Source organism: Desulfoferula mesophila, assembly GCF_037076455.1.
GTDB classification, from domain to species: Bacteria; Desulfobacterota; Desulfarculia; order Desulfarculales; family Desulfarculaceae; genus Desulfoferula; species Desulfoferula mesophila.
Map to the genome: position 1 here is coordinate 632,923 of NZ_AP028679.1, position 18,591 is coordinate 651,513.

Annotated in this window: 13 protein-coding genes and 1 tRNA gene; 6 read left to right on the forward strand and 8 right to left on the reverse strand. The window is 59.8% G+C overall.

Features of this window, described 5'->3' with window-relative positions:
• Nucleotides 1-15: 15 nt before the first annotated feature.
• Entirely contained in the window at nucleotides 16-885 is an 870-nt protein-coding gene (sucD, locus tag AACH32_RS02915; protein ID WP_338605234.1) for a succinate--CoA ligase subunit alpha, read from the reverse strand.
• Entirely contained in the window at nucleotides 882-2,051 is a 1,170-nt protein-coding gene (gene sucC / locus AACH32_RS02920) for an ADP-forming succinate--CoA ligase subunit beta (RefSeq protein WP_338605235.1), read from the reverse strand. The genes sucD and sucC overlap by 4 nt, the downstream gene beginning before the upstream one ends.
• A 145-nt stretch (nucleotides 2,052-2,196) precedes the next feature.
• Between sucC and AACH32_RS02925 the strand changes: the two genes are divergently transcribed.
• Nucleotides 2,197-2,273 (forward strand) — tRNA-Met (locus tag AACH32_RS02925).
• 784 nt (nucleotides 2,274-3,057) lie between these two features.
• Here AACH32_RS02925 and AACH32_RS02930 read toward each other — a convergent pair.
• From AACH32_RS02930 to AACH32_RS02945, 4 genes are all read right to left on the reverse strand, one after another.
• Nucleotides 3,058-4,644: a Gfo/Idh/MocA family oxidoreductase gene (locus AACH32_RS02930; RefSeq protein WP_338605236.1), complete on the reverse strand. Its 1,587-nt coding sequence runs from the start codon at nucleotides 4,642-4,644 to the stop codon at nucleotides 3,058-3,060.
• A 278-nt stretch (nucleotides 4,645-4,922) separates the two neighbouring features.
• Nucleotides 4,923-5,921 carry a glycosyltransferase family 2 protein gene (locus AACH32_RS02935; RefSeq protein WP_338605237.1) on the reverse strand — a complete coding sequence of 333 codons (999 nt, stop codon included), beginning with the start codon at nucleotides 5,919-5,921 and terminating at the stop codon, nucleotides 4,923-4,925.
• Between the two features lie 217 nt (nucleotides 5,922-6,138).
• Nucleotides 6,139-7,647, reverse strand: a complete 1,509-nt coding sequence (locus tag AACH32_RS02940) for an oligosaccharide flippase family protein (RefSeq protein WP_338605238.1) — start codon at nucleotides 7,645-7,647, stop codon at nucleotides 6,139-6,141.
• Nucleotides 7,640-8,905, reverse strand: coding sequence for a glycosyltransferase family 4 protein (locus AACH32_RS02945; RefSeq protein ID WP_338605240.1), 1,266 nt, complete (start codon nucleotides 8,903-8,905; stop codon nucleotides 7,640-7,642). The genes AACH32_RS02940 and AACH32_RS02945 overlap by 8 nt, the downstream gene beginning before the upstream one ends.
• A gap of 373 nt (nucleotides 8,906-9,278) precedes the next feature.
• Between AACH32_RS02945 and AACH32_RS02950 the strand changes: the two genes are divergently transcribed.
• The gene (locus AACH32_RS02950; protein ID WP_338605242.1) at nucleotides 9,279-10,607 is read left to right on the forward strand and encodes a glycosyltransferase; all 1,329 of its coding nucleotides are present in this window, start codon (nucleotides 9,279-9,281) and stop codon (nucleotides 10,605-10,607) included.
• A gap of 359 nt (nucleotides 10,608-10,966) precedes the next feature.
• Complete coding sequence (locus tag AACH32_RS02955) at nucleotides 10,967-12,085, forward strand: GNAT family N-acetyltransferase (RefSeq protein WP_338605243.1); 1,119 nt, start codon at nucleotides 10,967-10,969, stop codon at nucleotides 12,083-12,085.
• Nucleotides 12,086-12,104: 19 nt separating this feature from the next.
• Here AACH32_RS02955 and AACH32_RS02960 read toward each other — a convergent pair whose 3' ends face one another.
• Both AACH32_RS02960 and AACH32_RS02965 read right to left on the reverse strand, forming a co-directional pair.
• Nucleotides 12,105-12,359 (reverse strand): hypothetical protein, encoded by a 255-nt coding sequence (locus AACH32_RS02960; protein WP_338605244.1) that lies wholly within the window; start codon nucleotides 12,357-12,359, stop codon nucleotides 12,105-12,107.
• A 160-nt stretch (nucleotides 12,360-12,519) separates the two neighbouring features.
• Complete coding sequence (locus AACH32_RS02965) at nucleotides 12,520-13,590, reverse strand: polysaccharide deacetylase family protein (RefSeq protein WP_338605246.1); 1,071 nt, start codon at nucleotides 13,588-13,590, stop codon at nucleotides 12,520-12,522.
• A gap of 543 nt (nucleotides 13,591-14,133) precedes the next feature.
• Between AACH32_RS02965 and AACH32_RS02970 the strand changes: the two genes are divergently transcribed.
• Genes AACH32_RS02970 through AACH32_RS02980 form a run of 3 tightly spaced genes read left to right on the forward strand, consistent with a single transcriptional unit; the run spans nucleotide 14,134 to nucleotide 18,591 of the window.
• On the forward strand, nucleotides 14,134-15,585 hold the full coding sequence (locus AACH32_RS02970; protein ID WP_338605247.1) for a hypothetical protein: 1,452 nt from the start codon (nucleotides 14,134-14,136) through the stop codon (nucleotides 15,583-15,585).
• Complete coding sequence (locus tag AACH32_RS02975; protein ID WP_338605248.1) at nucleotides 15,563-17,197, forward strand: hypothetical protein; 1,635 nt, start codon at nucleotides 15,563-15,565, stop codon at nucleotides 17,195-17,197. Before AACH32_RS02970 ends, AACH32_RS02975 begins: the two co-directional genes overlap by 23 nt.
• 32 nt (nucleotides 17,198-17,229) lie before the next feature.
• Nucleotides 17,230-18,591 carry a lipopolysaccharide biosynthesis protein gene (locus AACH32_RS02980; RefSeq protein WP_338605249.1) on the forward strand — a complete coding sequence of 454 codons (1,362 nt, stop codon included), beginning with the start codon at nucleotides 17,230-17,232 and terminating at the stop codon, nucleotides 18,589-18,591.

Sequence of the window (18,591 nt, forward strand, 5' to 3'; positions counted from 1 at the left end):
GCCGAACTTCCTTGGCTACTTGAGGGTCTGGGCCACGGTGGCCCCGAACTCGCCCAGGGCCCGCACCACGGTGATGCCCGCGGCTTCCATGGCGGCCAGCTTGTCCTGGGCCCGTCCCTTGGAGCCGCTGATGATGGCCCCGGCGTGGCCCATGCGCTTGCCCGGAGGGGCGGTGAGCCCGGCCACGAAGCCGAACACCGGCTTGGGATAACCGGCGGCCACCACGGCGGCCGCCTTTTCCTCGGCGTCGCCGCCGATCTCGCCGATGAGGCAGACCGCCTCGGTGCCGGGATCGTCGCGGAACAGCTCCAACAGCTGCACGAAGTTAAGGCCGATGATGGGGTCGCCGCCGATGCCGATGCAGGTGCTCTGGCCCAGACCGGCGGAGGTGATCTGGTGCACCACCTCGTAGGTCAGGGTGCCGGAGCGGCTGACCAGGCCCACGGTGCCGGGCTTGTGGATGTAGCCGGGCTGGATGCCGATCTTGCACTCGCCGGGGGTGATGATGCCCGGGCAGTTGGGGCCCACCATCTTCACGCCGCGCGCGTTCAAATAGGCCTTGGCCCGGATCATGTCCATCACCGGGATGTGCTCGCTGATGACCACCACCAGGTCCACGCCCGCGTCGGCCGCTTCGCAGGCCGAGTCGGCCGCGAAGGCGGCGGGCACGAACACCAGGCTGGCGTTGGCCCCGGTTTCCTTTACCGCCTCGGCCACGGTGTTGAATACCGGCACGCCCAAAGCACTTTGGCCGCCCTTGCCCGGAGTGACCCCGGCCACCACCTTGGTGCCGTAGGCGATCATCTGCTCGGCGTGGAACATGCCCTCCTTGCCGGTGAGGCCCTGCACCACCACGCGGGTGTCTTTGTTTACCAGGATGCTCATTTTTGACCTCCCAACACCGAGGCGACCTTGGCGGCGGCTTCGCTCATGGAACCGGCCACCTCGAAGGCCAGGCCACTTTCCTCGAGGATCTTGCGGCCCTCGGCCACGTTGGTGCCCTCCAGGCGCACCACCAGGGGCACCTTGAGGTCGATCTTCTTGGCCGCGCTGACCACGCCGGCGGCCAGCACGTCGCACCTGAGGATGCCGCCGAAGATGTTGATGAGGATGGCTTCCACGTGGGGATCGTTCAGGATGATCTCAAAGCCCTTGCCGATCATCTCCTCGTTGGCTCCGCCGCCCACGTCCAGGAAGTTGGCCGGCTTGGCGCCCGCCATGTTGACCACGTCCATGGTGGCCATGGCCAGGCCCGCGCCGTTGACCATGGTGCCCACGTTGCCGTCCAGGCGGATGTAGTTGAGGCCCAACTCGGTGGCCTCCAGCTCCAGGGGATCGGTCTCGGTGGGGTCCTTGAGCTCGGCGATGTCGGGATGGCGCCTCAGGCCGCTGTCGTCAAAGTTGATCTTGCCGTCCAGGGCGATGAGGTCGCCCGCGCCGGTGATGGCCAGGGGGTTGATCTCCACCAGGGTGGCGTCCTTGGCCATGGCCATCTTGACCAGGCCCTGGATGAGCTTGGTGCCCTGGCGCACCTGGGCGGGGTTGAGGCCGCAGCCGAAAAGGAGCTGGCGGCACTGGAAGTCCCAGATGGGCTGGCCCGGCTCCATGCGGGTGGAAAAAATCAACTCGGGGGTTTCCTCGGCCACCTTTTCGATGTCCATGCCGCCCGAGGGGCTGGCCATCACCGCCAGGCGCTCGGCCCCGCGGTCCAGGACCACCGCCGCGTACAGCTCGCTGGCGATGTCGGTGCCTTCCTCGACCCACACCATGAGTACTTTTTTGCCCTCGGGGCCGGTCTGATGGGTGACAAGCTGCATGCCCAGGATGGCGGCAGCCGCGTGCTTTACTTCTTCCAGGGTGCGGCATACCTTGACGCCGCCGCCCTTGCCCCGCCCCCCAGCGTGGATTTGAGCCTTTACCACAAAGACATCGCCGGACAGTTCCCGGGCGACATCCACTGCTTCTTCAGCAGTTTGGGCCAGGCCGCCCTTGGGAACCGGGACCCCGAACTGGGCCATCAGTTCCTTGGCCTGGTACTCGTGAACATTCATAATTAAACACCCTTTGTTTAGTTAATAATTTCTTGGTCGTGCGGACCTAAGAATCCTATCCCAGGCCGCCAGGGGACGCAACCCTCCCCAGGCGCCCTCGGTTGACAGGAACAGGGCCAGCCGGTATATTCACTTCCACATTTGTCGCGGGGTGGAGCAGTTCGGTAGCTCGTCGGGCTCATAACCCGAAGGTCAGAGGTTCAAATCCTCTCCCCGCTACCAATAAAATCAAAAGGTTAGGGGTCGCCGCCAGGTGGCCCCTTTCTCTTTGGTGTCCATATAGGTGCCCACAGCCCCTGCTTGGCCAGTCTCATCGTGCCACTTAACCTGACTCAGCTCGTCCTCGGTCACAAGGTTATAGCGCTTGAACACACTCGGTGAAGTCAGCGATGCTGGCAGCCTCACAGGCCGATTTGAAAGACCGCTTGCAGTCATCGAATGGCCTGCCATTTAACAGGAATACCCGGTCCGTGTGGATGGCGCGCGGCAAAGAACTAAACATTCCCGTCAGACGCGGATGAAGTGGAACTGAACGGGTTGATTGGGTCTTGGTGCGCTCCCGCCGCAGTCTGATGAAACCATCACTAAGGTCTAGTTAGCTCCAGCGAGGATGGTTTTAAGGCAAATGACCTCCTTGTTCACGGTCGCTGGGCGGATATTCTCATCCGGGTGGCGGGGTGAGGGCTATGGGAGACGCTGGCGCTGATACGACTCGACTTTGCCGGGTGTCAGTTCGGAGATTCTGCTGCTCCCTCCCAGCAGTCGCACTAGGTGTCGAATAAACTCGGTGTCGCGGCTGACCCGCCCCCCTGCGCCGTCGGGGGGCCGGGGCCGTTTATATCCAGACGCCGGCCACGGATACGTCGGCCGGGCTTGAATAAAAGAGCCTTTGAAAGCACCTGGGCGGCTCCCAGCGCGCCATAAAAGGGTTGGGGGCAAGCTTAGCCTCAGCTCCTGATCGTCAGGCCGCCCAATTAGGTCGTCCTGGCCGTCCGCCGGGGAGGCGTCACTCCCGCTCCACCAGGCCCTCCTCGGCTTCCCGGTACTTTTTGCCGCAGGCGCGACATTGCATTTTAGGGTCAAGCCGCTCCCCGCAGGCGCAAATCCAGCCAATTTGCTTTGCCGGGTTGCCCACCACCAGGGCGTGGTCCTTCACGTCCTTGGTGACCACGGCCCCGGCTCCCACCATGGCGTAGCGGCCCACGTCATGCCCGCACACTATGGTGCAGTTGGCCCCCAGGGAAGCCCCGGTCTTGATCAAGGTGGGCAGGAGTTCGTCCATGCGGCGAATGCCCGCCCGGGGATTGATCACGTTGGTGAAAACCATGGAGGGGCCGCAAAAGACCTCGTCCTCCAGGGTGACGCCCTTGTACACGCTGACGTTGTTCTGAATCTTGCAACCCCGGCCGATGCTCACCTCGGGGCCGATGACCACGTTTTGCCCCACATTGCAGTCTTCACCCACCTGCGAGCCCTTGAGCACATGGGAAAAGTGCCAGATCTTGCTGCCCGACCCCACCCGGGCGCCCTCGTCGAGCACCGCGGTGGGATGCAGGAAGTAATCGGTTTGCTGCTCCGCATTGGCGGCCGGGGGCAGGGGCGCGCCATTGCCGTTGGTGCGCTTGCGATCCAGGGAGGCCTGGCTGGCGTTGAGCACCTCCAGCACGGTCAAGCCTTCCTGGCCGTCCGTCAGCGGTTGCTCGCCTGTGGTGATGCAGCTCAAGAAATGCTCGCACTCGCAGCGCAGAGGCTCGGTTTGCTGCAGAGGCACCATCTCGGCATCGGCTTTTTCCGCCAGGGGCAGGTGATTCTGCCAGTTGATCTTGTGGGGGTACAGGGACAGCTTTTCATCCCAGGGCAGGGTGTCGTTGAATACCGCCATTTTGGCGTCACCCACCACGATCAGCTTCTGCTCCTTAAAAGGGTGCAGCCACGAGACGAAGATGTGGGCCATGAGGCCGGAAGGAAATTCCAAATGGGTGGTGGTCACGTCGGCGATTTCCTGGTGCAGATAGTAGCCGCCCGTGGCCGTGACCTTGCAGGGCGGCTCGCCGGCCAGGGTCAGGATCATGGAGATGTCGTGGGGAGCGAAGGACCAGAGGATATTCTCCTCCCGCCTGAACTTGCCCAGGTTGAGGCGGTTGGAGTAGATGTAGTGTATGCGGCCCAATTCGCCGGCTTGGATGATCTCCTTCAGTTTGATGAACGCCGGGTGGTACTGCAAAAGGTGCCCCACCATCAGGACTAGCCCGCGCTGTTGGGCCAGTTCGATCAGCTCGCGTCCTTCATCCGCGTCCAGCACCAGGGGCTTTTCCACGTAAACGTGTTTGCCCGCTTCCAGGGCGGCCTTGGCCAGGCCGTAGTGGGTCCCCGCCGGCGTGGCGATTACCACCCCAGAAACCTGCCCGTGCTCAAAGGCGTCCCGGGGGTTGTTGGATACTTCAATGCCGGGATAGGTTTCCTGAATGGCGCCCAGCAGTTCCGAGTCGCTGTCGCAGACCAGGGCCAGAGCCCCGAGTTCATGGTAATTGCGCACCAGGTTCTTGCCCCAGTACCCGCAACCTATAACGGCGATGTTTTTGTCGTTGTGCATGTCAAAGATCCCCTGACTCCCGCCGGCAAAGCGCCGCGCAGGATAGTCGCGCTTTCTTCCTGTCCAGCCAGGCCCGGATGAGGGGGCATGGGCAGAATACATTTTAGGTCCGAGAGGTCTCCACTCGCCGGGAAGCTGTCCCGGCGACAACCCAAGCCGCTGGGCGCCTTTTGCGGGCTCAGGGGCTCGGGATATTAGGCCGCGGTGCGCAACTCGCGCTTGGCGGCGATAATGGTTAACCGGCAGCGGACCATGCCGGCCACTCAGGGTTCCCGGGACTAGCTATTCTTGTCCCGGCGGTATTTGCGCGTCCGGCGCGAAAATCCCGATCCCTTGAGCGGCAGGTTGTATTCCATGTCAAACCACATGGCGAAGAAAATGCAGAGCATGCCCATGGTGTTGGCAAAGAGCCAAAACAAAAGAGTGACTTCTGGGAGGTAGCTGTTGGCTACCCAGAGCACGATCAGGCGTATGAATAGGATGAGAGAGGCTAGAAGCAGTAAAAAACCCAAGGCGTAGAAGAAGAGCAGGGGGTGAAAATCACGGATAATGTATTTTTCTTTCAACCTCCAGAAGAAAAGTTTTATCAGCAGCCAGCCCACCGAGAAAATTACCCGGGAGATTTTGATCCCCGAGCGCTCTCCCACTCCGTAGACCGGCTCCACCTCCACGTCGGCCACCCGGAAGCTCATTACGTTGAGGCGCACCAGAAGGTCGTTGGGCTGGCCGTAGCGCTGATAGGTGGCATCCCAGTCAATGGTGTGCAGCACCTGTTTGTTGGCCGCGGTGTAGCCGGTTTGGGAATCGGTGACGTGCCAGTAGCCGGAAGCGATCTTGGTCAACATGGACAGGGCGGCGTTGCCGAAATAGCGGAGCTTGGGGATTTTTTTGTAGGCCTCGCCGCTGATCAGACGGTTGCCCTTGGTGTAGTCGACTTGGTCCTTTATTATCGGATCCAAAAGGTCGGGCAGATCGTCAGGGTCCATCTGGCCGTCGCCGGCCATCACCACGGCAATGTCCATGTCATTGTCGCGCGCCCACTTGTATCCCGTGGAAATCGCTCCGCCCACTCCCTTGTTCTTGGGGTGGACCAACAGAACTACCCGGGGGTCGCTTTCCTGGAGGGTCTTGACGACTTCGGAGGTTCGGTCCAGGCTGGCGTCATCGACCACCACTATTTTGTCCACGAACGGTGGCATGGTGTCGATGACACGGCCTACTTGCGTCTCCTCGTTGTAAGCTGGGACTACAACGCAAATGCTTTGGCCTTCAAGCATTTTTGTACTCTCTTCGCATCCCCCTAACCGGGCAGGAAAAGGTGAGGTAGCTGCTGGATCAACGCTGTAATATTCTTAAATAACGGATTGTTAGATCAGCCTGCCAGCGTTGGTGAGTAGCATAGCATATTTCCAGCCGATTAGGAATCGTCCTGGTTTTAGGGGTGATTGGCGCCTGTCGGCCGTCGCCCGGGGTGGGGGGCCGGCAAGGCGCTGGTCAACCGGCTTTTGGCCCGAGCCTGCCCCAGAACCCTTTGACCTGGCCCATGGTTATCAACCCCAGGCACAAGGTGGAGGCGGCATAGACCGCCACTCCCAGGGCAATCAGGGCCCACAAGTTAAAGTGGCCCAGCCCTTTGGCGGCGGCTACCAGGCACCCCATGGCCAGGCAGGCCCCACCGGCCCGCAGGAAAAAATTCAAAGGCAGGCTCCACCCGGTCAGCCGCCGGCTGATGCCCATGGCGATCATGGCGTTAATGGTCTGCCCCGCCCAGAAAGCGGTGGCGGCTCCCAAGATGCCCAGGGAGGGAATCATTCCAAAGGACAGGGCCACGCTCAGGCAAACCCCCGAGGCCAGCAGCGGGAGTATCAGCTTGGTGCGCAGTTGCAGGTGCAGGGCGTATACGTTGGCCAGATAAAGGGCCGAGGAGAGATGGCCGGCGGCGGCCAGGGCGGCCACGGGCCAGGTGACGCCGAAGGCTCGCCCCGTCAGAAAAACCACCAGGTCGCTCCAGACAAGGGCCAATCCCACGATAACCGGCAGCCCCAACAACAGCAGGTTGCGGTTGGCCGTGGCGAAAAGCTTGGCGGACTGCTCCCTGCGGTCCTCCCGCGTCCAGGCCTGGGCCAGTTGGGGCAGCAGAACGAAGTTTACCGCCGCCGAGAAGGTGACCAGCACCGAGCTCACGGTAAAGGCCACGGTGTATTCCCCCACCATCGCCTGCCCCTGCAGGTGCACCAGCACGAAGCGCTCGATGTTCTTGCCCAGCCAGGTCAGGGCAACGGCGGGCAACAGGGGCAGGGCGTAGTAAAAATACGTTTTGGGCAGGGTGAGCTTAGCGCCCTGGAGCGGCACCCGCCGCCAGGCGGCCAGGGTGAGATATACGCAGGCGGAAAATTCGATCAGGCTTTGGGACCAGAGCAGCTCGCGCACCGAGGCGCCCCACAGGGCCAGCCCTAAGATGGCCGCCGTCCTGGCCGCGGTGATCGCCAGTTCCAGAATGCTCTGGCGCACCAACTCGAATCGGGCCCGCAACAGTGAAGACAAAAAGGTGCGCATGGACAAGGCTATGCCCAGAAAGACGGAGGCCCGGGACAAGGGCCCTCCGCCGGCGGAGTTGAAGATGACGCTACCCAGCGGATCGGCGAACAACCAGGCGACGGCATACTGGGCGGCCGCCATCACCAGGGCGAACAGCAGGCAGCTCCAAAACCGCTGCGCGAACGTGCCTTGTTCCCGGTCCTGGGCGTAAAAGCGGGGGATGACCACGGCCAGGCCCATGGTGGCCACGGCGGACACGCCCGTGACAACGGACATGGCCAGGCCCCATTCGCCATACTGCGCCTTGCCCAGGGTGCGGGTGAGTATGGGCAGGTATACCAGGGTAGCCAGGGACAACGGGGCGGACAGGAAAAGGCGCAACAGAATGCGCCGGGTCATCAACTCCCCGCCGCCGCGGGAGGCGGGGCCGTCAGGCGCGGCGTTAGGCCCGCCCTGCTCAGGCACGCGATCCAACCAGGCCGCGGTAAAGCTCCCGCAACAGCTTTTGCTCCACCTCCCAATTGTGGCGCCGGACAAAGGCGTCAGCCGCCGCCCGCCCCATGGCTTGTCTTTGCGGGCCGTTGGACGCCAGGCGCTCGAACGCGCCTATAATGGCTTCGTCGTCCAGGGGGGAGACGCAGATCCCCAGCCCCGCTTCGTCCACCAGGCGCAGCATCTCCGGAAAATCCGAGTCCACCGAGGGAATGCCGGCCTGCATGTAGATGAAAATCTTGTTGGGCGCGGCCATCTGGTGACTGACGCTGCCCGGGCTGATCAGGCAGGCCCCGATGTCGGCCGAGGCGGTGATGGGCCCCACCTGCTTCTGGGGCACCGCCCCGTGAAAGATCACCTTGTCCGGCGGCAGGCCGGAAGCCATTTGCTCCAACTCCGCCCGCAGGGGGCCGTCCCCCAGGAAAAACACCGTGCTTCCCGGTAGGCGGGGAGCCAGCCTCACCAGGGTCTCGCAGCCCCGCCCCACTTGCAGGCCGCCGACGTAAATGATTATTTTGCGCTCCGGCGGCAGGTGGTAACGCCGCCGGATGAAATCGTTTTTTTCCGCCAAGGGCAGGGGAGGGTAGTTGTGGATCACCCGGACGCGGGTCTTGAGCCGGGGGTGATCCGCGTGAAGGCGCTGGGCGATGGATTCGCTGACCGTGGTCACCAGATGGGCCTTGGGCACGAGCCACTTCTCCACCACCTTGTAGGTCAGGGTCCGAAGACGCCCCTTGAGCTGGCGGGGGATGACGTTGGAGGCCCGGGAGGCGTGGTATTCGTGGGAGTCGTAGACCAGGCGAGCCCTTTTGCGCTTGGCCAGAACCCGCCCCAGGGGCAGCATTTCCACGTCATTGGACAACACCAAGTCCACGGGTTGGCCGGCCAGAGAGCGCCAGACCACGGGCAGGCTGTCCAGGCAGAATTGATGATTCAACAGCGATATAAGGGGTAAACGGCGTACCAGCCGCGTTGGGGCTTGTTTGGCGCAGTCGCGATGCCACAATCCCCTGAAAATGGTCAACCCGTCCAGCGTCTCGCTGCCAGGCTGGGGGCCATTTTGGTCGCAGACCACGACCACCTGCCAACCGTCACCCAATAGTGCCCGGGCGCAGTTCATGACCCTGGGATCGAACCAGCCATCCGCGCGACAAAAATCATTTCTGACCAATAACAACGCGCTCGGCGATTTGGCGATGGGGCCGGTCGGCGGTTTGTGGGGCTGTGTCATGGCAGAGATACTTTACCCTCGAGGCTCAATTGTCCACCGCGATTATAATGGATTGGCTTCCAGGATGGTGGCGACTTGTAAAATGCCTTGTCGCGCCAAGCTGGGCCGCCCACGTGTTCAGGCCTCGGCGCCGGCCGGAAACTGGTGCAGATACTCAACAACCGGGCGCGGCCTCCAGGACCACGGCGGAGGGTTGTCGGAAATGGTAAAATATCACCTACCATGCTGGCAACATACTTAGGCCTGCCCAAGGCGGATAGTGGAAACATGGCATAAGGTGACGTTTAGTCCGTTTTGGCGTTCACGTTGCTCACGGCAAACGACGCCAGCCGGAAAATCTCATTGAACCGGGTGTTTTTTGGGCCTTAGCCAAATGCATATACCTTATTCGTCTCATTCGGCCGGGGGTAAGACCTGCCTGGTGGTTGCATACTGGGCTCCTTGGCTGAATATCCCGGGGTCGATCCGCTACCGCAAGCTGTTCTCGCGTCTGGAACGTCATGGCTGGGAAATTCGGTTGCTGACCGTGGGTAGCGCGCGCGACTGTTTGCGCTACGGCGACCCCGAGCGGTGTCTGGCCGTTCCCCTGCTTACCGCCAGGCGGCTCACAAGCGGGAAAGCGGCCGCCTGCGCCATACCCGGCCTCGCTTCTCGGCTGCCGATCCATCGGGTCAAGGCGGCCCTGAGCCTGTTGGTCAGACGGGTTCCCGTGCCCCGCACCTACGGCTGGTTTCGCCAGTGGCCCCGCATCCTGGCGTGGAGCCGCCGGATGGCGCCGGACCTGATACTCAGCACCTCGCCTCCCCCCAGCGCCCATTGGCTGGCCAAGGCCCTGGCCGCCAAGCTCGGCAAGCCCTGGGTGGCCGAGCTCCGCGATCCCTGGGTGGACAATCATTACTACCAGAAGTCGGGCGTGTTTTATGACCTGGAGCTGTGGCTGGAGCGCAAGCTCTTGGCCAGCAGCGACGCTTTGATCACCGTGTCCCCGCAAATAGCGGCCAACCTGGCCGCCCGTCACGGCAAGCCGGTGAAGGTCATCGACCATTGCTTCGAGGGCCGGACGCCGGGGTCTTGCCCGGATGGCGCTCCTGAAACCGCCGGCCGGTTCGACCTGGCCATCCCTCTCACCATCCTCTACACCGGCCGCCTGTACCCGCCCTTTCTCATGCCCGGCATGCTCTTGGAGGCCCTGGATGAGCTGCGCCGGTCGGGCGTGCTGCGGCCCGGCGACATCAAGCTGGTTTTTTACACCCCCAGCCGGGCCATGTTGAGCGACTGGCTGGCTCGGGAGTATGCCCCGCTCCAGGGCTACTGCGAGCTGCACGATCCGGTAAGCAACGAGCAAGCCCTGCAGCTCCAGCGGAACTGCGATTTATTGCTGGCCTTGGGCTGGTTCGGTCCCCGGGGCCAGGGCGTGGTGACCTCCAAGCTGGGCGAGTACCTGGGAACCGGCCGGCCCATTCTGGCCATCGCCTCGCCGGATTCCCGTTTGAGCGATATCCTGGACTCGGTGGCCAACGGTTTTCCGGTGCATTCCGCCAAGGCCTGCGCCGCCCTGCTCAGCGAATTCTTGCGTCTGGCCAGGCGGGGCGCCCACCTGCGGCCGCAGTCGGCGTCTCTCGAGCGGTACTCTTGCCGGGAACAGGCGAGCCGGTTGTCGCAGTTCCTCAACGAGGTCGCCGACCACCACGCGTCAATGTAAAGAGCCGCCCGAGGCGCGAGGCTGTTGCGCGCACCGCTGCGATGGGCGGCCCGTTGTTCTCGAGTTGGGGATGGTGGCGCCGGGCGGGGCGGCCGGCGCCGCGGCCGCGGGCTCAGTCCGCCGCGTTGGCCAGGATGTGGTCGGCCGTCGACCCCGCGGCCTTTGCCCAGGTTGTTTGTTGAATATTGATTGTGCAAACGGTGGTCTGTTATAAGGCCTTATGTTAGGAGAGAGTTGCAAATCCTGTCAGATGTTATGAGCAATAGTTTGCTAAACGCTATGCAGAATGCACCTCAAGAAACTACCCCCAAAGAGGGCGAATAAGTTCAACACCTTCAATTCAGAAGAGGGTGGGTAAATTGATTTCCAATGAACTGATCTATCGCGGTTATCAGCAAGGCGATGAACGCCTTCTCAAAGAGCTTTGCATTCAGGTTTTTAATGAAGAGCGCTCGATACCGGACTGGCAATGGGAATTCATGGATACACCGGAGGGACCATCCAATATTCGTGTGATTGAAGATAAGGGCGCTATTGTAGGCCACATCGCCCTGATACCGATCCGGTTTCAATATATGGATAAAGAAATCGTGGTGGGCAAATCCGAAGATTCCAGCCTGCGCGAGGACTACCGTGGGAAGAGGCTGTTCGGGAAACTGGAACATCAATGCTTTGATGAGGCTGCTGAAAAAGGCTATGCCGCCTCCTACAGCATCTCCAGGACCGCTAATGATGTTCACATCAAGGCCGGCTACCATCCGTTGAAACCTATCGAAGGCTATTTTGTACCCTTGCGTTCCGATCAGGTTGTGAGCGAGCTAAAAAGCGCCGGGATTATTTCCGGATACCAGGCATGGTTTGCCAGGCCCCTGCTAAAGGTTATCGAGCGGAGATTTCGCAGGCGGTTGGAGCGAGCCGAATCACCGCCGGCGGGTATAACCATCGAACGAATGACTCGGTTCACAACTGAGTTTGATGACCTCTGGCGACGGTTTGCTTGTCAGAACCGCGTGATCACCATTAAGCGTTCATCGGCTTACTTAAACTGGAGATTCAATCAAAAACCAAACAATGAATACGAAATTTATGCAGCGCGGTGTAAGGGCGAACTAGTTGGTTATTTGGTGTGCACAAGCGTTAAGCGCAAAGGTAACTTCAAAGTAGATCTAAAAATCGGAGTCACTTCGGACTTTTTATTTCTCAATTCGCATCAGGAGGTATTGGCTCCGCTGATTTATAGGGCAGCAAATTACTGGGTGGAGTGCCAATGTGATGTTGTGATTAACTGGGTTCATCGCGATAGCCTGTATGCCCCGAAAATGATTGCTCAACTTAAAAAACTTGGGCTGGTATCCATGCTCGGAAAGTACAGCATACCCATATCGGTTCGCGCCTTGCGAGATGAAGTGTCAATCGACTACATCGCCAATGAAAGGAACTGGTTCTTCACCCTGGCGTTTTCCGGAAGGTGGGCCTGAAAGACTTTTAAATGGCAGATTAACGCGTTAAAATTGTTTGATTTTGCGGATTTCGCTTGGCTTGCATGGCTATGCCGGGCCGCTTGTTCGTAGGGTCATGCTTGGCTTGCAGGGCGCGGATTGGGAGCCCAAAGGTGTTTTCGGTCTTGCCCACCGCCACCGAGGTGCCCCGGTATTGGCAGGGGATGTAAATCACCCCGATATGCCCCACCAGCTTTTCATCGTCCGGGTCGCGGATAATCCAAGATTCACTGGGCGGGAACGGGGTGTCCACCCACTGCCAAAGGTATTGGTCCAGGGTGCGCCGCCGCCCGGTTACCGAGTTTTAGGCCGTGTTGATATCCGGGTAGTCCTCGGGCAGGGACGGCCGGAAGATGAATTTAGCGTGCAGGCTCATCATCGACTTTCCGCAGCATTGGCCAAGACCCGGGTGCTCAGCATGCAGGCGCCGACGGCGCTGCGCCGCCCCACCGGCAGCAATTGTACACTTCCTTGTGGGTCATCACCGCGAAGTCCGACCACTCCCGGGCGGCATCCAGGAGCCGGCCGTGGAAACCGCTGTATTTGGCGGCCCAGGAAGGGTGCAGGTTGATCACTCCCACCCCGCCCAGCTCCAGCACCTGTTTCAGGTGGGTCTCCACAAAGGACCAGGCCTGCTCCTGGCTCAAGCCCAGGTCCAAAAACAAGGTGGAGTCCTGCAACAGTATGGGAAGCTCCCAGAGGACGCCGGAAGGCTCCAGAGGGTAGGGGAAGCAGCTTTGCGTGCTGGGATGGAACATGCTGCTCATGGGCAGGCTGGAATCGATGCGAAAACCAAGGTCCCTTACCCGAGCCATGAGCCGCTCTGTCATGCATAGGGCCGGGGCGCGGTAGCTGTGGACGTTTTTTCCCAGGCCGCGCAGGGCTCTCCGCAACTCCCCGGCGATGCGCTCGTCGCGCCGGTAGCCCAAGGCCACGTCGTGGCTGGCCCCGTGCAGCCCCACCTCGTGACCCCGGGCGCTCACCTCCTCCACCAGGGCCGGGTCCAGCCGGTATTCCCAGTCGGTGAGCAGATGAAAGGTGGCCTTGAGGCCGCGCTGGTCCAACTGATCCAGCAGGGTCGGCAAAAACCGGTAGCAGCTCAGCAGGTCGACGTCGTAGCTGAGGCACAGGGCCGCTCTTTTGCCGGCATACCCCCGTTGCCGCGAGCCCTGGGACCTGACTCCGGCGACCAGCCGGTTGAACTCGCATTGGTTGGGCTCTTTGAGCAGTTCGGGATCTGCACAGCGCAGGCGGTGCGCCAAACCCAGCAGCAACTCGCGAAGCGGACGGGGGCAACGGCGGGTTACCCCCTGAAAGCTCCGGTGGACCAGGCCCTTGACTCCTCCGCTGCTCCGCGGGCGCAGCATCCCGCGCAACAACTCCAGGTCCTGTGCGGGTTCCAGGCAGGCGGGGTTGTAATCTGGAAAAAGGCCCTGCATGGCCAGATGAACGGGATCGTCGCTTTTGATCGGAGTGAGGGGCATTTAAAAACCTTGTTTTGTGAACCTGTTCATGATGATGCCAGATTCGACAAACTGCTCCTTTTTTAGCAGAAGAAGACATGGGCCATAAAGGATGAATTTGGCCCGGCGGAGAAGATGCTTGTAAGCGTTTTAAATCGTTTGCAATAATTATAAATTTTTTCGATAGGCTATCGTTGGGGGTAAGAGCTTCGGCCTTGTTTTACGGCCGATGAACGGCGCTCGGCAGTAGTTGATATAGGTTGCCCGGCGGGCAAGCGGGGCGGTGATTGCGCCCGGGCTTGCCAGGGGAAATTAGGTATGTTAAAAGCATATCACCAAGTTGGGGTATGGTCCGCTACGCCAACACTAAGGTGATGGCCGGATCCCCGGCACGGGTAAATATGAATCGGCTGGATTTGTGCTTCAGGGCCGCCCTTGAGTTGCCTGTAGGGGAAAGGAAAAAATATTTCTTAAAAAAACCAAGAGCGTAGATTAAATCGCCAAGTTTTGATGTCGCCAGCAGGTTCTGTGGTTTGAAAAGTTGAAAGCTCGGGCAGGTCGAAGATGATTGAGCTCTTGTTAGCCGTCGATTTGGGTTTCGTCAATTTTATAATTAGTTATATGTTGAGTTCCCTTGGCTTTTTTGCGGTGTCCTGCGCCATAGTGAAGCCGCAGCGCCAACAACTCCTGCAAGTGTTTTCCGCCTCGATCATCTTTGGTCCCTTTCTGCTTGCCCTGATGCTTTATCACGAACTGATGTGGCTTCCCGGCCATGAAGGTGTCGTTTATATTTTAATTACCTCGTTTTTGCTGTTGGCGACCCTGGTTGTTTTCCGGCTACATCCCAATTACATTACGGACCTTGCCCGGGAAATACGGGACAAGGTGCGCTCTTTCTCTAAACTGGACCGGCTGCTGCTGGGCCTGCTCGCCCTTGTATTGCTGTCCCTGTTCGCGCTGGCCATTTCCCTGCCTCTTTATGGCCACGATATCGCGGAGCACTCCAAAAGCGCCGCGATCATAGCCCAGGCCAAGGACTTCTCGGTCTATCCCTTGCATGGCTATAAAGGCGTATTCACCCAGGCCAAGCACCCCCCGACGGTAATCGGGCTCTGGGTGTGGCAGTATTTCTTCTATCTGCGCGATTCTTACGACCAAACCCTGCTGGGCAAGCTGATCTCTCCCAGCGTGGCCCTGCTTACCTGCCTGGCGCTGATAGGATTCGCGGAAAAGCGGCGCCAGACCCTGGCCATCTTGGGCAGCATCGTCCTTTTGTGTACGCCGCTGATGTACACCAACGTAGCCAGCTCCCACGTGGACATCAATCGCGGCGCCACCTACCTGGGCGCGGCGTTGTGGCTGTTGCTGTGCCTGCGCTCGCCCAGCTGGCCCTTGGCGATAATGACCGGGCTGGCCATCGGACTGGCCGCCAGGGTGCATCTCTCCAGCCTGGTGATAGGCCCCCTGCTCGCCACGAGCTATCTGGCCATAGCCGTGTTTCGCAAGGGTTTCAAATGGAGCGCCCTTAAAAGCGACGTGGCCATCTGCTCCCTTATGGCGCTGGCCGCTTTGGCGGTTTGCGGCTTTGACTACGTCCGCATGCTCTATATTTACGGCAAGAACGTTGTCTCCACCGAAGAAGGTTTCTCGGTGGTGGCCAACTCCGGCATCAATTACCGAGCATACGTGGAAATTGTTCGTAACATCCACGGCATCCCGCAAAAAATTTTCAACGGGTTGTTAAAGGGTTTTACCGACATCGAGCTGATGGGCCTGACCTATTGGCTGGCCCTGGTTGGCGTGTTGGTTTTGGCGATTAGGCGTCGTTTTGATACCCAGCTAGCTGTTTTTATGCTTCAATTCTTGTTCTTTTTGATCCTGCTGGCTCTTGCGGTGCTTTTCAGCTTTGACCTGTTGTTGAAAAACTCACGATACTACCTGATGTTTCAGCCTTTCGTGGCTGTTTTGGCCTGTGCGGCCTTAGAGCCTCTTTATGAAAAAAATACTGAAATATAGCGTCTTGGCTATTGCCATCATCGCCTTGACCGCGCAGGCGGGCAAATCCCTGGTGCGGTATTCCTTAGTTATGATAATGCAGACTCCCCTGACCTTCCACGGGCTGGTGCCCCGAATTACATTGAATGATTATGAGCGGCTTTTGTACGCGGGAAACGCCGTTTCGCGGGTAGCATATTACGCCAATCACAACGTGCCCCGTGACAAAACGATCCTGGTGTTTCGACGGGGCAAATTCTTGGCCTACGCCAAAGTAAAATCCATGTTGTTCCTCAATCCAAAAATGGAAAAGGTATACGCCAGCAAAACCGCCGAGGAAGGCCATCGGCAGCTTGTCGCCTTAGGCATATCCCACATCTATGTTCCGCCGTACTATAGCCCTTTGATTAGCGGGACGGTTATCAACGGCATATTGAGCGACCCCCGCCTTAGCCAAAGGCTCTTTTATTGCGAAGGTCACTCCGTTTTCAAGATCCTGACCGGCGGCGACGACAACAAACAAGCCGAGGCCAAGGCTAAAACGGTATACGCGTTTTCGGATGATCATGGCGATCCGGATGATGTTTCAAACAGGTGGACGGCGGTTGAAGGTAAAAAATTGATAGAGGTCCGAGGCGTTCCGACCCTGAATCTGCCGTTTTGGGCCAAGGGTGATAAGGCTATTTACACCGGTTTGGGCCCCTTGAGCTTGGCTCCCGAACCCACCCCTAACTGGCCTGAATTGCGGGAAAATACCAATTACAGGATTTCGGGCGAGTTGGAGGGGGAGGGCTGGGTCAGCGTGCTGGCGGTCAGTTATTGGCCCAACGGCTTGGCTAGGTTGAACACCCTGATTTGGGATGGCACCATCCCCGGAAGCGGCAAAAGCAAGGTGGACTTTTCCGGGGTCTATACCACGGGCAGGGAGGAAACCTGCATCCGGCTGGTTTTTGTTTTGAAGACCCCCGGCAACTTGCGGGTAAAGAAAGCGGTTGTTTCCGAAATCGGCCCGGCCGGCCCCAGCGAAATCATGGAGTCCGGCAAATCGGGGGTTAATTTGCTGAGCTGGCCCGTTTACCCGAAAGGGTGGCGAGTGTTCAGCCGCACCGAGGGCAAGGTAATCATGGGGCCCTATACCCAGGATTTTGGTGAGTTGTCTGCTTTAAAACCGGTTGCCAAGGATGAGCAGCCCCGGCCCGCCGAGTGCCGGCAGAGGCTCAAGTTACAAGTACAAGGCAGTGGGTTGTTGCAGGTGAACGTCACCTCCGGGCAGGATATTAGGGGGCAAGCCAAGCTTGTCGAGGAAAGCAGGTATTTTTTCCTGACCGACCTCAGCAAGGAGATCGTTTTCAAGCTTCCTCAAGGGACGGATGCCTCCACCCTGCAAGTATCGCTGATCCCGCTGGACCTGAGGCTGGCGCCGGTGCAGGTGTACGATATCCACAAAACCATCATACGGGTGGGCAAGTTGTCCTTGCAAAAGGCCTGTCCCTCCCGGGGCTCCGGCAGTGACGGCCGGGATCTCGTCTGGCAAACGGTGAGGGCCTCGGACCAGAACGTCAAACTTTATCCAAGCAGCGACAACTCATTCGGCATTACGGCGGACCCATCCTACTCTCGCCAATACCAATAGCTGCGTTCCCAAGAACCTGACGAAAACAAGGCATGATTTCAGCCGAAATAAAAAAATTGCTTGGCGGCTTTCGCGATTCCCTGTCCGGCAACTTGGCCAGCGAGGATGGAGGGAAGTTCCGCGGCGATGTAATGTGGAACCTGCTCTCCCTGGGGGTGCTGGGCGCCAGCGGCATAAGTATAAACATACTGATTTCCATCTACTACTCCCCGGCCTATTTGGGCATATTCAACCAGGTTTACGCGGTTTACATCATTGCCTCCCAAGTGGCGGCCTTGGGAGTGCATCTGTCGGCGCAACGCTCGGTGGCGGCCCACGGCGAGGACCGCGACGAATGGAAAACCGCGGCTCTTTCGGCCTGGATCGTCTGCCTGTGCACCTCGCTGCTCGGCTGCGCCGCGCTGTACTTCCTCATCCCGCTGGTCGGGAGCATCTTGGACAGCCCCCAGGTGGTGGAGGGCTTGTATTGGGTTCTGCCCGGGGTCGGCTTCTTCGCCCTGAACAAGGTGTTGCTGGGCATTCTCAACGGGCGCAGGCGTATGAAGGCCTACGCCCTCATGAACGGCCTGCGCCTTTTCCTGGTGCTCATGGTGGTGCTGCTGTGCGCCGTCACCGGCCAGCCCGGCCAACGCCTGCCCGTGTCCTTCAGCCTGGGCGAGTTCGTCCTGCTGCTATGCCTGATGGTCCTGACCTACAAGGATCTATGGCCTTCCACCCTCGCCCAGTTGCGGGTGTGGATCGGGCGTCACATCAAGTTCGGCTACAAGGCCATGGTGGCCGGGATCATCATGGATATCAACTGCCGGGTGGACGTGCTGGTGTTGGGAGTTTTCGTGAGCGACCGGGAGGTGGGGCTCTACAGCTTCGCGGCCATGCTCGCCGAGGGGTTCAATCAGATCCTGGTGGTGCTGCGGATCAACTACAACCCCTTGATCGCCAGGCTTTGGCACGAGGGCAAGCTGCCCCAGCTCTACAGCCTGTTCCGCGCCGGCCGCAAAAAGACCTATCTTATCGTCGCCCCCCTGGCGGCGGTTCTGCTTGTCGCGTTTCCCCTGGCCACCTGGCTGGTCCCCGCCCTATCGGCCTACCAAGCCAGCTTTCCGGTCCTCGCCCTGTTGATGGCCGGCATCATGAGCTACGCCGGGTATCTGCCCTTTTCCCACCTATTGCTGCAGAGCAACAGCCCAGGAGCGCAGTCCGTCATGACCGGGGTGATCGTGAGCATGAATTTTCTGCTCAACCTGGCCATGGTGCCCTTGTGGGGCAAGGAGGGTGCGGCCCTGGCCACGGCCATCAATTTCGTCTTATACGGCTTATGGGTGCACTTGATCATCCGCTGGAAATTGGGCTTGGCGAGAAACCCCCGCGGCGCGGGCCTGCCTTCGGGCGATTGA

Bases quoted from the DNA above. Each gene is read 5' to 3' on its own strand.
- sucD (WP_338605234.1), bottom strand. From the start codon at position 885: ATGAGCATCCTGGTAAACAAAGACACCCGCGTGGTGGTGCAGGGCCTC.
- sucC (WP_338605235.1), bottom strand. From the start codon at position 2,051: ATGAATGTTCACGAGTACCAGGCCAAGGAACTGATGGCCCAGTTCGGG.
- AACH32_RS02930 (WP_338605236.1), bottom strand. From the start codon at position 4,644: ATGCACAACGACAAAAACATCGCCGTTATAGGTTGCGGGTACTGGGGC.
- AACH32_RS02935 (WP_338605237.1), bottom strand. From the start codon at position 5,921: ATGCTTGAAGGCCAAAGCATTTGCGTTGTAGTCCCAGCTTACAACGAG.
- AACH32_RS02945 (WP_338605240.1), bottom strand. From the start codon at position 8,905: ATGACACAGCCCCACAAACCGCCGACCGGCCCCATCGCCAAATCGCCG.
- AACH32_RS02950 (WP_338605242.1), top strand. From the start codon at position 9,279: ATGCATATACCTTATTCGTCTCATTCGGCCGGGGGTAAGACCTGCCTG.
- AACH32_RS02965 (WP_338605246.1), bottom strand. From the start codon at position 13,590: ATGCCCCTCACTCCGATCAAAAGCGACGATCCCGTTCATCTGGCCATG.
- AACH32_RS02970 (WP_338605247.1), top strand. From the start codon at position 14,134: ATGATTGAGCTCTTGTTAGCCGTCGATTTGGGTTTCGTCAATTTTATA.
- AACH32_RS02975 (WP_338605248.1), top strand. From the start codon at position 15,563: ATGAAAAAAATACTGAAATATAGCGTCTTGGCTATTGCCATCATCGCC.
- AACH32_RS02980 (WP_338605249.1), top strand. From the start codon at position 17,230: ATGATTTCAGCCGAAATAAAAAAATTGCTTGGCGGCTTTCGCGATTCC.